Genomic DNA, 12,701 nt, shown 5'->3' with positions numbered 1-12,701 from the left:
TCGCCCTGCTCCACCCACGATCCGAGGACTGCGCGTTGACGAAGCCAAGCTCCCCGCCTCCCACGGTGCTCGTGATCAGCCTCGGTGGCACCATCACGATGACCCCCACCACCGCGGAGGGCGCGGCGAAGCCCACGCTGAGCGCGGAGGACCTGCTCGCGGCAGTGCCGCAACTGTCCGCCACCGGCATCGTCGTCAAGACGCTGTCCTTCACGACCAAGCCGGGCGCCTCCCTGACGCTCGACGAGATCGAGGACCTCGCCGGCCAGCTGCGGGCCATGGACGATCAGGGCACCTTCGACGGCTTCGTCATGGCCCAGGGGACCGACACCCTGGAGGAGACGTCCTACCTGCTGAGCCTGCTGTATGCGGGCGAGACGCCTCTGATCGTCACGGGCGCGATGCGCGCCCCCTACCTGGCCGGAGCCGACGGGCCGGCGAACCTGCTCGCCTCCGTCACCGTCGCGGCGAGCCCCCAGGCCCGCGGTCTGGGCGTCCTGGTCGTCTTCAACGACCAGGTCTTCGACGCCGCGCGGGTCCGCAAGACCCACAGCACCAGCACGAACGCGTTCACCGCACCCGACACCGGCCCCCTGGGCACCGTGGCCGAAGGCCGGCTGCGGCTACTGGCGATCCCCGCGCACAAGCCCCTCCCCCTCTCTGCAGCGATGACGCGCCCGGCCCGCGTCGGCGTGTACTCCGCGTCCCTCGGTGACGACGGCACGCTGCTGGCGCAGCTCCTCGAACAGGTCGACGGACTGGTCATCGCCGCCTTCGGAGTCGGTCACGTGTCGGCGACCTGGGTCCCCATCCTCCAGGACGCCGCTGAGCGGATCCCGATCGTTCTCGCCTCCCGCACCGGCGGCGGCACCACCCTCACGCACGCGTACGGATTCGACGGCTCGGAGAAGGACCTGCTGTCCCGGGGTCTGATCGGGGCCGGACACCTTGACCCGTACAAGGCCCGTCTTCTGCTGACGGTCCTGCTGCGCAGCGGCGCCGACCGCGGCACGATCCTCGCCAGCTTCGCTTCCGCCGGGACGACCCCGGAGGGACGTGGCTGATGCGGCACGCAGAACTGACGACGGGGCGCAGCTTCGCGCTGGCCTTCGATGACGGCGACGACTTCGTCGCGGAGCTGACCGGCTTCTGCGCGCAAATGGGGATCCGGCAGGCGATCATCCCGATGTTCCTCGGCGGGTTCCGGCAGGTGACGCTGGTGGGGACGAACGGCCCGCTGGAGGACCCGGAAGCTCCCGTATGGGAGGAGACGGTCCTGCACACGGTGGAGGCCGTCGGCTCCGCCACCCTCGCCTGGAGCCCGGAGTACGACATCCTCGCCCCGCACATCCATGTCGCGGTCGGGCGCAAGGACCTCGCCGCCGCGGGGAGCGTGTCTCATCTGCTACGGGCGGAGGTGCAGTTCATCCAGGAGATGTTCCTCCAGGAGGTCCTCTCCCCCCGGATGCTGCGACCGCTGTGCGGACCGCACGCCGTCCCGACCCTGTCCTTCGCCCCGCGCCCCGAGGCCGGGCCCCTGTGACGCCGCCCGGAACGGCCAGGATCTCCGTGAAGCCGGGCGTGCCACCGTGCGCCGGTGGCGTTGGGCGTTCAGCACCCACCAGGAGCGAGACCATGAAGGCCTGCGACAACACCTCGGTCGGCGTCGTCATCACCAACCACCAGGGCCGCTACCTGATGTTCGATCGCGCCACCTTCCCTGCCGGCGCGGCACCGGCCGCCGGCCACATCGACGCCCACGGGAGTGCCGAGGACGCAGGCCGCGCCGAGGTCGAGGAAGAACTCGGCCTCACCGTCACCGGCCTCACCCGCGTCACCGGCTGCTGGCGGGACAACCCATGCCGCCGCCGTCCCGGCGCCCGCGGCACCGGCCACGACTGGACCATCTACCAGGCCACCGTCACCGGCGACCTCACCCCGAGCACCCGCGAGACCAAGAACGTCCGCTGGATCGCTCCCGACGCCCTACAGGAGTTGGCAGACCGCACGGTCGCCTACGCGCAGGGACGCGTGACGGACGCCGAGTTCGAGGCTGCGCCCGGCATCGAGCCGGTGTGGATGCAGTGGCTCGCCGACATCGGCGCGATCCACGTCGGCTCCGACGAGCTGCTTCAGGTGGAGCGGCTCACCAGATGACCGCCGCCCCGCCCTCCTGACCCTACCGCCTCCATCTCCGCTCTCCGGGCTCGGCGGTCGCGCCCCCGGCCGGCCCTGAGCCGCTCTGCTGCTGCAGCAGGCTCGGACAGTGGAGTTCGTTGTCCGGGCCTGCGGCTTGCGTGCGTGACGCCGGCCTTGAAGGTCACGGACTCAGCGAAGGCTGTCGCGCAGGGCCTCCTCCAGGACAGGTAGCTGCTCCAACAGCGTCAGAGCGGCCTCGTGCCGTGCCCGTGCGTAGAGCTCGAGTGCGGCGTCGACGAGGTGGGGTCGTTCCACGGGTGCCGACAGCGGAAACGTCGAGCAAAGCATGGCTGCACAGCCGACGCGAAGCGAGGACAGGAGGTCGTCTGCGGGCGCCGTGGGGTTGGCGTCTCGATAGGCGAGGGCGAGGGCGGTGTATCCCTTGAGCCAGCTCTCGACGCCGTTGGACTGGAAGCTCGCGGGGTCACAGCCAAGGCGCATGAGCTCCCAGGCGACGTAATCGGGTGTGGGTGGTCCGAAGTCCACGAGCGCGGCGACGTCGTTGTTCTTCAACAGTACGTTGGGGCCGGCGAGGTCGCCGTGCATGACCTGGACCGTCAGCGGTGGAAGTGAAGCAACGATGCGCTCGACGTCCCCCAGGACGGCGTGTCGCTCACGCGCCGCCCGCAGTGCCCACGTCTCGAACTCGCTCAGCGTGGGCCTGTGGTGGTACGCGAGAATTAACCTGTCGAAGCGGCTGCGGGCGGTGGCTACGTCGCAGACCGCGGCACCAGGTTTCAGGGTGGGTGCGACGGCGGGGTGAGTGGCGAGCCGGCTGTGGAGACGGCCCATCGCTGCGCCGACCGCTGCCCACCGTGCACCGGTCAGTGTGCCCTCGGCAGTCTCGGTGTGCGGCACGTACGACCATAGGGACATCGGCAGGGGGCCGTGGGTCGCGATGAGTTCGTGCTCGCGCGTGCGGGTGGCCCGCGCGGTGGCGACGCCCCCGTCGGCGGCGTACTCGGACAGTTCGACCGACGCCAGGTCCCGATTCAAGCTCCTTCGAGTGCGATAGACCTTGCCGAAGTGCCGTCGGCCCGTCTGGTCGACGATGCAGAAGTTGTCCGTCGCGGTGCCCTCCGGGATCCGCGTGATTTCTGCCGGGTGCAGTCCGTACCCGAGCACCAGCGTGTCGGCGAGCGCCGTGATCTGCTCCTGCTCGCCGGGGGTGGAAGGCGCGGCGACCGTCCCGGTGGGGCTGCCGAGGCCGGGCTGGTGAGATGCGGTGGACATGGTCTCCTCGTCGAAGCGCAGAGCGATCGTGGTCAGTGAGCGGGCGGCAGATGGTCAGGTCGACCAAGGCGCAGGCGCGGGGTGTCAGTGAGGCGTTCGCCCTGGCGAGCGATCTGCGGGGTGAGCGTTGGGAAAAATGGGGCGAGCTCCCGTTCGGCTACGACGTTGGACTTCTGGGGTCCTGTTCCCAGGCCGCGCCCTCGACTGCTGCCCGCATCCACCACGAGTTCAGCCGCGACCTCGACGCGTCGGCCGGACGGGCCGGGGAACTGGCCGCGCTCGGCCGGCAGCTGCAGGCACGCCGCAGAGGAGATCGCCGGCGGACAACCCTGCGTCAATGCGGTCATCTGACTCTGCATTTCCCTTCCCTCGTTCGGGTTGGGTCGGTATCGGAGCCCGACCCGGCACCGCCCCCAGCTGTCGGCAGGGGATCGGCCGAGCAGGCCGGCACCGCGCAGGATGCCGCGTGAATCGCCTGGTCGGGGCGGTGAACGCGATAAGCGAAGTGGGCTCTTTGTGGCGAGGGTGACCGGTTCGGCATCGCACAAGCGGGGCGTAGGGCCGACCGGCGGGCGCCACGGCACCGGGTGGGGACGCTCTTCGAATAGAGTGCGGGCGCGCAGGCGTGCACGGGGTTCGCCGTGAGGCGATCTTGGACGCCTTCGTTCTCGCCTCCCCAAGCATCCCTTGGGCAGCACCACCAGGAGGAACAGTGTCGTCCCCGCAAGTGATCACCCCCGCGGACAAGCTCGCCGAGGCGAAGAAGCAGCTGAACTTCCCGCGCATCGTCGCAATCTGCGGCTCCACCCGTTTCATGGCCGAGATGGCCGAGGCCGATGTGCGGGAGACCAAGGCCGGGAGGATTGTCGTCAAGCCGGGCTGCGACCTGAAGTCGCCGCATGAGTTCTGGTCCGATCCTGTCGAGGCCGAGGCGCTGAAGATTCAGCTCGACGAGCTGCACCGGTCGAAGATCCTTCTCTCTGATGAGGTGCTCGTGGTCGGTGACTACATCGGAGACAGCACCCGGTCCGAGATCGCCTACGCCCGGTCGTTGGGCAGGCCCGTGCGGTTCACGCACCCCGAAGTCGACCCCGACGCCTGAGCTGAGGACTCGCCCCCGCGCCCTCCGCCAGCGGCCCGTGGGAGTTGGTCGTCTGGTGGGGTGGCGTGGTGGTGAGAGCGGGCTCAAGGAGTTGCGGAGCGCATCGCGGCCGTGATGGCGGCGGCGAGCTGCTGCTGGTAGGTCGTCAGGTAGAAATGGTCGCCGTCGTACCTCTCGAGTCCGCGGAAGTTCGTCGTGAGTGCTCGCCAGGCAAGGAGCCGATCCCCGCCGATCAGCTTGTCGTGCACGCCCGCGAATACCGACAGCGGAACGGGCAGCGGCTCGGGGCTGCGGGGAGGAGTCCAGGTGTCCACAAGTTTGAAGTCGCTGCGGAACACCGGGGCGAACTTGTGCCAGACGTCGTCGTTGTCGAGGAGCTGCGGTGGGCTGCCGCCGCCGCTCCGCAGCCAGCCGCGCAGTTCGTCGTCGGCCATCAGGTGAGGGCCGCTGTCGGCGCTGGCTTCGCCTCGCGGGGCGCCGTAGGCGGACACCCCCAGCCAGGTGGGGAGGGGATCCCCCTCGCGAAGGAGTCGGCGGGTGAGCTGGTAGGCGATCAGAGCGCCCATGCTGTGGCCGAAGAACCCGAAGGGCCGGTCGAGCAGTGGTGCGATGGCGGTGTGGAAGTAGTCGACCAGCCGGTCGCATTCGTCGATCAGCGGCAGAGCCTGGAGGTTGCCACGGCCGGGGGCCTCTAGGAGGCAGAGTTCCCAGTCCTCGGGGAAGTGCTCCGTCCAGCCCCGGTAGAGCAGGTGTGAGCCGCCGGCGTGGTGGAGCAGGAACAGGCGCGCCGCTGGTTCGCTCAGCGGCCTGGGCCGGATGAGCGGGGAAGCCGGTGTCTCGCGGGTGAGCTTCGAGGCGAGGAAGGCGTGCAGTTCCGTGAGCGTGGTGGCGCCGCTGGCGGCCACGGCGTTCTCCGGAACGCCGTACGCGGTCTCAACGCGGGTCGAGATCTCCAGCATCAGCAGCGAGTCGATGTCAAGCTCGTGGGCGAAGTGCGCATCGTCGGTGACCTCCTCGGGCTCGGTCTCCAGTACGCCGGCTATCAGTGCGCGGAGCTCCTCGATGGTCACGCTCGACTTGGTCATGGGTGTTGTCCTCGTTCCTGCGTGGATGGGCGAGTGGCCGACGACGGGGTCAGCAGCAGGGCGGCCGTCGCGTCGTGGCGTGGGCCTCCGGCCGTGGCGAGGACGTTGCCGGTGGCGCCGCTCTCCAGGTGGGCAGCCGCAGCAGCGCACTGCAGAACGCCGAGCGCCCCGGACAGCGGGCCCAGCTGGGATTCCAGGTCGATCCGGCGCGGGGCTGCGAGCAGATGTCCCGCCCCGTCCCCCGCGGCACCCGCCTCGTCCGCGAGCCACAGTCCGACGGGCCCCTCCTCGGTCACGCCGGTGGAGGCCAGCGCCGCGGCGAGGTTCCGGGCCCGTGCGTAGCCGGTGATCGTGGCGCGTGGCCGTGCGCCGCGGGAGACGGCTGCATCCGCGGGTTCCAGTACGACCGCAACCGCCGCGTCGGTGGACTGCTCGCCGAGGACCTTCGTCACCACGTCGTTGGCGGGTTCGACTCCGACAACGACGGCTGCGTCGGCGCGCCCGGCCACGATGAGGTTCCGGGCCCAGCCCACGGCATCCAGACCGCTCGTGGCGCCGTTGCAGACGGTGAGGTTGGGGCCGCGCAGACGGTAGCGGATGGCCACCCAGCCGGCGATGACGTTGCTTGAGGTCTGGGGCAGGCCCAAGGGGCTGAGACCCCTGACACCTTCTCTGGCGATGGTGTCGGTGGCTTCGCAGACGCTGTCCGCGTTGCCCAGGTTGGTGCTGACCACGACGGCGGTCGCCTCGGCCGCGCCCTTGAACATGCTGGCGGCGTCGGTCAGACCGGCGTCGTGGAGGGCGAACTCAGCGGCGCGCAGGGCGAGCCGCGAGGCACGGTCCTTGTGGCGCAGCTCGCGTCCGATGAGTCCGGTGGCCGGGTCGAAGCCGCCCTCCCCCGGTAGCGGTCCGAGGAGGTCGCCGTACGTCGCGACTCCGGGCAGCGCCAAGCCGATGCCCGTGACGACGACCTCCCGGGCGTTCGGACCCTTCCTCGTGTGCGTGGTGCTCATCGCGTTCATCGGGCTGCCTCCACGATCGCGACGGCGTTGATCCCTCCGAAGCCGAACGCGTCGACCTGAGCGACGGTCACGACGCCGGCCGCGGGGGAACCCTGCACCAGGCCCAGTCCTGCGGCCTCGGGGATCGGATCAGCGAGGCCCAGGACTGGGGGTACCGTCCCGTTCTTCGTGGCGAGCACCGCCATCACGAGGCTGAGCAGTCCCGAACCACCCAGGGTGTGGCCGGTCATCGCCTTGATGGCCGTCATCCGCGGACCGGATCCCGCGCCCTGGAAAATGCGGCGCAGGACGCTCGACTCCGTCAGGTCGTTGCGGGGGGTGCCGCTGCCGTGCAGCATCACCAGGTCGATGTCCTGCGCCCGCACCCCGGCCCTGCTGTAGGCGTCTCGTACGGCGCGGGTGATGCCGTCGGGGTCGGGCGCGGTGGCGTGGTGAGCGTCGCAGTTCATGGACACACCGCGCACCCGGGCGTGCACGCGCCCGTTCCCGGTGCCGGCGCGCTGGACGACGACGGCCGCCGCGCCCTCACCCATCAGCATGCCCTTGTGCGTGGTGTCGAAGGGGCGCAGCGCGTCGGGGATGTCGCTCTGCACCCGGTCGAGCGTGCCGAAGCCGCTCTCGGTTGCGGCGTCGGTGCCCGCGACGACGACCGTGTCGGCCATGCCGAGCTCGATCATGTCGGTGGCCAGGCCGAGCGCGTACAGCGAGGCGGAGCAGGCGTTGGCGAAGGTGTACGTGGTGGACGCCCCGAAGGCCGCCTTCAGGGCGGTGCCGAAGTGCAGGTCTTCGAGAGCGACTTCCGCGTCGTGGCGCCAGCGTAGTTCGAGGCTGCGCTGCTCGCGCATGGTCGTGCCGACCAGCACGGGTACCTGGGCCAGGTCCTCGCCCAGGCCCGCGTCGGAGGCCGCCTGGCGGACGACGGTGGTCAGCCAGCGGGTGGCGCGCCGCGGTATGTCGCCGCCCTCGGGCCGGTCGTCGATCTCGTAGGCGTAGGCCGCCCGGTACTTGTCCGGGTCGAACGCCTTCAGGGGCTTGCGGCTCTCCTGGCCTGCGCACAGCGCGGCGAAGATCTCCCCGGGGGTGGCGCCGATGTTGGCGACGGCCGCCATGCCCGTGATGTCCCAGGTCACGGTTGGGCAGCCGCCTTCCTCAGCTCGAAGGCGGCGACCTTGCCGGTCGACGTGGTCGGCAGCTCGTCCAGGAACTCCAGACGGGCGGGCCGCTTGAAGGCGGCGAGACCGCCACGGATCGCGGCGATCACCGCGCGCCGCACCACGGCCTCGTCAGATCCCGGCCGGGCCACCAGATACGCCACGGCCTGCTCCAGGCCATCGGCATCGCGGCCGCCGACCACCACGCAGTCCTGGACCCCGTCGACACCGCGGACGACGCTCTCGATCTCACTGGGAACGACCTTGTAGCCGCCCAGATTGAGCACGTCATCGGCGCGGCACAGATGGGTGAACGTGCCATCCGGCGCACGGCGCACCACATCGCCGGTGTAGGCACCGCCGTCGGCGAAGGTGACCTCTGCTGCCTCCGGCCGACCGATGTAGCCGAGGGCGACGGTCGGGCCGGCGATGTGCAGCCGGCCGTCGACCCCGTCGGCGACGGGCGTGCCGTCCGCGGCGCGAACGGTCGCGGTGATCCCCGGCACCGGGACCCCGAAGGTCCCCGGACTGTTTGCCCCTGGCGGGGTGCCGACGACGATGTAGAGCACCTCGGTAGCGCCGAGGCCGTTGAGCAGCTCGGCCTGGAAGGCGGCGCGGATCCGCTCGCTGAGCGGACCCGGCAGATTCTCGCCCGCCGCCACGCACAGCCGCACGGAGTCGACGCAGTCGGAGACGAGCACTGTCCCGGAGGCGTTCAGCAGCGCCGCGTACAGCCGCGGGACGGAGAACAGCACGGTGGGTCGGTGGCGCTGCATCGCGGTGGCGAGCGAGTGAACGTCGACCGTGCCACTGATGAGCGCGACGCGGGAGCCGGCCGCCAGAGGGCACAGGACGGAGCTGCCGAAGCCGTAGCCGAAGGACATCCGGGCGCTGGACAGCACGGTGTCCTCGGGCGTCAGCGCCAGTACCGTGCCGATACCGTCGGCCATGGCCGCGATCGCACCCGCCGAGTGCCGCACTCCCTTGGGCATGCCAGTGCTTCCGGAGGTGTACTGCACGAGCGCCTCACGGCCCGCGCTCCACGCGGCGGGGAGCCCGGCCTCCTGCGGGCGGTGCGCGGGGCTGGCCTCGGCCGTCGCCAGAGCAGCGCGGACGTCAGCGCCGGCGAACCGGGTGGTCGTGGCGAACAGCTCCTCCAGGGCGCGTTGCCGCGCGGAGGCCGCGTCCAGGTGCACCATCGCGGCGGCGCAGTCGGCGGCGACGTAGCGGACTTCGTCGTCCGTGAGCATCGGACTGATCACCACGGGGACGCAGCCGTGCCACCACAAGCCGAGGGCAGCGACCACGGTCGCCACGGAGTCGTCGGCGACCAGGAGCCCGCGGGCGCCCTCGGGTACTTCTGCGGCCTGCAGGGCGCCCGCATACCCGCGTGCTGCCTCCAGGAGGCCCGCGTAGGTGATCTCCCCGACCTGGGGGTCAAGGTAGCTGGCCCGGTCACCCCGGCCGGCGGCGACATGGCCCGCCACCAGGCGGTCGATCAGGTCGACACCCTGGAGGCTCCTCGCCCGCTCGCCGAGCACGGCCATCGCGGCGTCCAGGCTGGTGAAAGCGGCCGCTTCCTGCGCGGACAGGGCTCCGAACTCGCGCTCGACCGCGACCACGACCTCGACCTTCTCCAAGGAGCTCATGCCGAGTTCCTCATAGAACTGGGCACCAGGCTCGATGGCTTCCTTTTCCACCTCAAGGACAGACGCCACGATCTCTCGCAGCCTGTCGCACGTTATGTCGATGAGTTCCACCGGCGGGAGTCCTTTCCGTATCTTCGCAAGCGAGAAGCGGGATCAGGGTGGATAGGGAGGACGACCAGGCGACCTGCTGCCGGGGACTGCGCCGTTCACCGAGACGCGTTCTGGGCGGGGATGCGGAAGCCGGTTGGGGTGCGGCAGTCCTCAGCGGGTTGGGGTCAGGCGCCCAGGCCCACCTCGCAGGGGAAGGACACAGACACGCCCAGGGGCTCCTTCGTGAAGATGACCCTCTTGGACAGCGCGGACATGAAGCCGAGCTCGAAGACGGTGCCGCTTCCGACGCGACCGCCCGGGTTGCACACGACGACAGCGTCGGCTTGCCGGAACGCGTCCATGTGCACGTACTTGTGCCGCCACGTGTCGCGTTCGTTCTTCAGCAAGTCCTGGTAGTCGAAGAGGATGAAGTCGGTGCCCTCGGTTTCCGGCTTGATCCTGGTGCTGCGGGGGCTGAGCACCTCGGTGCCGGTTTCGCGCAGCTGGGTGATGGTGCCCTCGATGTCCCCCAGGGACTGCTGGAAGCTGCCGCAGACGACTACCGTTCGGAACTCCCTCCGGATCAGGCCTTCCACCATGTCGTTCGAACCGCATGCGGACATGCCCGTGTCCAGGTAGAACTGCTCCAGCTCGGACCCCACGATGTTGAAGTAGAGGCCCGTGTCGACGTAGACGCTGTTGACCAGCGCGTCCGCTTCCGGCTGCGGGAGCTGCTGGAAGACCCCGGTGGCGTGCACCCGCGTGCTCTTGTTGTCAACGACCTCGGTGAACTCCTTGAGCCCGGCGCAGAACTCGCCGACGCTGTCCGCCAGCGCCTCGCCGACGAGGCCGGCTCCGAACGGAAGCCGCTCCCTCGTGAGCAGCCTCAGCTCGCCGCTCTGGTGGCGGTAGACGCTGACGCGTTCCGAGCCGAAGTGGACCAGGATCCTGCCGTCTGACACCACTGTGCTGTTCTCCTTCTTCTCGAGCCATCGCGGTGGGAGCCCTCAGCCAGGGATTCGGCCGGGGAAGGTACTGCGGAGGGCGCCGCCGCTAATCGCTTTCTCCGCGCAGAGCACTGAGGTATTTCTCGGCGAATTCTTCTTTTCTCCCGCCGTTGTATTGCGTGATGAAGCGCGGGTGCTCCAAGGGCACGATCTTCTCGAAGTAGCCCTGGCCGTCGTTTACCGCCGAGAGGAATTTGAAGTTCTCGCCGCTCCCGATGCAGTAGCACACCGAGGTGTCGGTCCCGAATTCCAGCTGGCGCTCCAGGGCCTCCACGAGGAAGGATCGCAGGAACTCCATCAGCTTCTTGCTCTCGTAGTAATTGCAGTTGACCTCGCTTCCCTGGGGGTTCGTTCTCACCAGGCCGAGCGGGCACACAAAGCTCATGACGAAGTCGGCGTAGAACCGTGTCCGGCCCCCGTAGCGCGCGATGACGTCGTGCAGGAACCCGGCAGAGGGCCGGCTCACCGCATAGCCGTCGGCGATGTCGACTCCCGAGTCGCTTTCCAGGAGCTTCGCGTCTTCGAACGGGACCCCGGTCACGGCCGTGCCCCGTCGGGCGGGCGAACTCCCCAGTACCAGACGGCGCGGCCTGTCGTCGTCGTAGTACTTGTGGTAGAACGCAGTCGTCACCTCGCGGACGCGCTCCTTCTGGGGGCCGCTGAACGGGTTGATGACCGCGAATCCGGGCGGCAGTTCAAGCGTCGTCTCCGCGAGTTCCTCGTTGAACTGCAGGATCCGATCGGCAACGGTCGTTCGCCCGTTCATTGCAGAAGTCCTTCCTTCATGCTGGTCGCTCCAGACCGACCGGTCGCCCCGGCTGTCTGCGATTCAGCCTTCCCGCGGAACTGGTGGGACGTCGCGACCGCGGCCGGCCGGAGGGCTGTGGCAACGTTAGGCGGCGACCGCCGAAAGGTAAATCTCGGTACTTGTTGGGAACATTCGGCCATCTTTGAATCCAGCGCCGTCGAGCTCCGCACCAATTAGATTGGCGGTGTCCATCCCGCGATAGAGGTCGACGAATTCAGTGCCGGGGATGATCAGTCCCGGCACGACGCAGCTCCGCCGAGTATACAAAAATCCGTTGGCCACCGAGACGATAATCACCGCACCGGGCTTCATTACTCTGTGCGCCTCCGAGGCCGCTGCGGACGTGTCGAAGAATGACGAGTTGTACGTCCTCAATGAGACATACAGATCGAAACTGTCGTCCGGCAGGGCGGACAAGTTTTCGGCGCTGGAGACGACGGTTCTCGACAAGGGAATGCGTCCGCTTATGTTCGCGAGTCCGCTTTCCGCGATATCGGCGAAGGTGATCCGCGGGCAGTCGGAGAACAGGGCCGCCGCTTCATGGCCGGCACCGACGCCGACGTTGAGGATGCTGACGGCAGTCAGGGACCTTGTGGATGACCTCCTGTAAACCGCCATGAAGTCGTCGGCCCACCCCGCGTTGGCGGCGCGAGCGTCGTACGCGTAGTCGTAGGTGCCGTACTTCGCGTCGAACGCTGCGGCCAGTGCGTCGCCTACGGCGCTGTCCGCCTCTTTGTACTCGATCCCGTACCTCTTGCAGATGAGAGACGCGAGCGCGGCCCTCCCCCGATGCGCGTTGACGTCGCTCCTGGTCAGTGCGAAGCCCATCAACATCAGCCTGGTGGAGACGGCTTCGCTGATGCGATGGGTGGAGTAGTGGGGGTTGCACTCGATGCTCTGCTCGCTCGCCGCGTAGAGGTCTCGGTTCTGGTCAAGGATCTGACGCTGAAGATCGTCGGGGAAGCGGAGTACATGGCCTCGCTCGGTGACGGGATCGCCACTGAGGTAGTTCGTCAGCGCGGGGTCCGGCAGACCGACGTACACCTTGTCGATCCGCACGTCGCTCAAGAGCTCGGCCAGTTCGAACGACCCGGCCGCCGACAGGGTGTTGATCGTCAGATAGACGCTGTGCGCGCTGGCTATTCCAAGTTCTTGAACCCTGCGCCGCAGAGTGCGGAACCAGGATGCGCCGTGCACTTCGCCATCGAAGGCGGAGCAAATCAACTGGCCGTGTTCAGAAACGAGCGCAGCGCCGGCCCGCAGACTTGGCTGTGGCGCCCTTTGTGCTTCGCCAATGGCGTATTTCATCCAGTGGGTGCTGTCTGGGCTCATGTGGGCGTTCATTCCTCACCTTG

At 68.9% G+C, this 12,701-nt stretch carries 13 protein-coding genes; 5 read left to right on the top strand and 8 right to left on the bottom strand.

Annotated elements, in window-relative coordinates; genetic code table 11:
• Positions 1-35: 35 nt before the first annotated feature.
• From IF28_RS0103370 to IF28_RS0103360, 3 genes are all read left to right on the top strand, one after another.
• Complete coding sequence (locus tag IF28_RS0103370) at positions 36-1,064, top strand: asparaginase (RefSeq protein WP_030213624.1); 1,029 nt, start codon at positions 36-38, stop codon at positions 1,062-1,064.
• A complete protein-coding gene (locus IF28_RS0103365; protein WP_030213622.1) occupies positions 1,064-1,543 on the top strand; it encodes a PPC domain-containing DNA-binding protein in 480 nt (159 codons plus the stop codon). Before IF28_RS0103370 ends, IF28_RS0103365 begins: the two co-directional genes overlap by 1 nt.
• Positions 1,544-1,635: 92 nt before the next feature.
• The gene (locus tag IF28_RS0103360; protein ID WP_030213619.1) at positions 1,636-2,157 is read left to right on the top strand and encodes an NUDIX hydrolase; all 522 of its coding nucleotides are present in this window, start codon (positions 1,636-1,638) and stop codon (positions 2,155-2,157) included.
• A 171-nt stretch (positions 2,158-2,328) separates the two neighbouring features.
• Here the strand turns inward: IF28_RS0103360 and IF28_RS0103355 are convergent, their stop codons facing one another.
• Positions 2,329-3,432, bottom strand: a complete 1,104-nt coding sequence (locus IF28_RS0103355) for a phosphotransferase enzyme family protein (RefSeq protein WP_078620831.1) — start codon at positions 3,430-3,432, stop codon at positions 2,329-2,331.
• A gap of 50 nt (positions 3,433-3,482) precedes the next feature.
• Here IF28_RS0103355 and IF28_RS39055 point away from each other — a divergent pair, with 50 nt between their 5' ends.
• Positions 3,483-3,902, top strand: a complete 420-nt coding sequence (locus tag IF28_RS39055; protein WP_158713641.1) for a hypothetical protein — start codon at positions 3,483-3,485, stop codon at positions 3,900-3,902.
• Positions 3,903-4,144: 242 nt separating this feature from the next.
• A complete protein-coding gene (locus IF28_RS0103350; protein ID WP_030213614.1) occupies positions 4,145-4,534 on the top strand; it encodes a hypothetical protein in 390 nt (129 codons plus the stop codon).
• Between the two features lie 83 nt (positions 4,535-4,617).
• Here the strand turns inward: IF28_RS0103350 and IF28_RS0103345 are convergent, their stop codons facing one another.
• From IF28_RS0103345 to IF28_RS0103315, 7 genes are all read right to left on the bottom strand, one after another.
• A complete protein-coding gene (locus IF28_RS0103345) occupies positions 4,618-5,619 on the bottom strand; it encodes an alpha/beta fold hydrolase (protein WP_030213609.1) in 1,002 nt (333 codons plus the stop codon).
• On the bottom strand, positions 5,616-6,632 hold the full coding sequence (locus tag IF28_RS0103340; protein ID WP_063829302.1) for a beta-ketoacyl synthase N-terminal-like domain-containing protein: 1,017 nt from the start codon (positions 6,630-6,632) through the stop codon (positions 5,616-5,618). Before IF28_RS0103340 ends, IF28_RS0103345 begins: the two co-directional genes overlap by 4 nt.
• A gap of 5 nt (positions 6,633-6,637) precedes the next feature.
• Positions 6,638-7,771 carry a beta-ketoacyl-[acyl-carrier-protein] synthase family protein gene (locus tag IF28_RS0103335; RefSeq protein WP_030213605.1) on the bottom strand — a complete coding sequence of 378 codons (1,134 nt, stop codon included), beginning with the start codon at positions 7,769-7,771 and terminating at the stop codon, positions 6,638-6,640.
• Positions 7,768-9,552 (bottom strand): AMP-binding protein, encoded by a 1,785-nt coding sequence (locus IF28_RS0103330; RefSeq protein WP_267883045.1) that lies wholly within the window; start codon positions 9,550-9,552, stop codon positions 7,768-7,770. Before IF28_RS0103330 ends, IF28_RS0103335 begins: the two co-directional genes overlap by 4 nt.
• A 164-nt stretch (positions 9,553-9,716) precedes the next feature.
• On the bottom strand, positions 9,717-10,493 hold the full coding sequence (locus IF28_RS0103325; RefSeq protein WP_158713640.1) for a nucleoside 2-deoxyribosyltransferase: 777 nt from the start codon (positions 10,491-10,493) through the stop codon (positions 9,717-9,719).
• A gap of 91 nt (positions 10,494-10,584) precedes the next feature.
• Positions 10,585-11,304 (bottom strand): uracil-DNA glycosylase family protein, encoded by a 720-nt coding sequence (locus IF28_RS0103320; RefSeq protein WP_030213602.1) that lies wholly within the window; start codon positions 11,302-11,304, stop codon positions 10,585-10,587.
• Between the two features lie 126 nt (positions 11,305-11,430).
• A complete protein-coding gene (locus IF28_RS0103315; protein WP_030213601.1) occupies positions 11,431-12,678 on the bottom strand; it encodes a class I SAM-dependent methyltransferase in 1,248 nt (415 codons plus the stop codon).
• Positions 12,679-12,701 lie beyond the last annotated feature (23 nt).

This window comes from Streptomyces sp. NRRL WC-3626 (assembly GCF_000718785.1).
Classification (GTDB): Bacteria; Actinomycetota; Actinomycetes; order Streptomycetales; family Streptomycetaceae; genus Streptomyces; species Streptomyces edwardsiae.
Note: the sequence above shows the minus strand (reverse complement) of the source record. Positions and strands in the feature narration are given on the sequence as shown.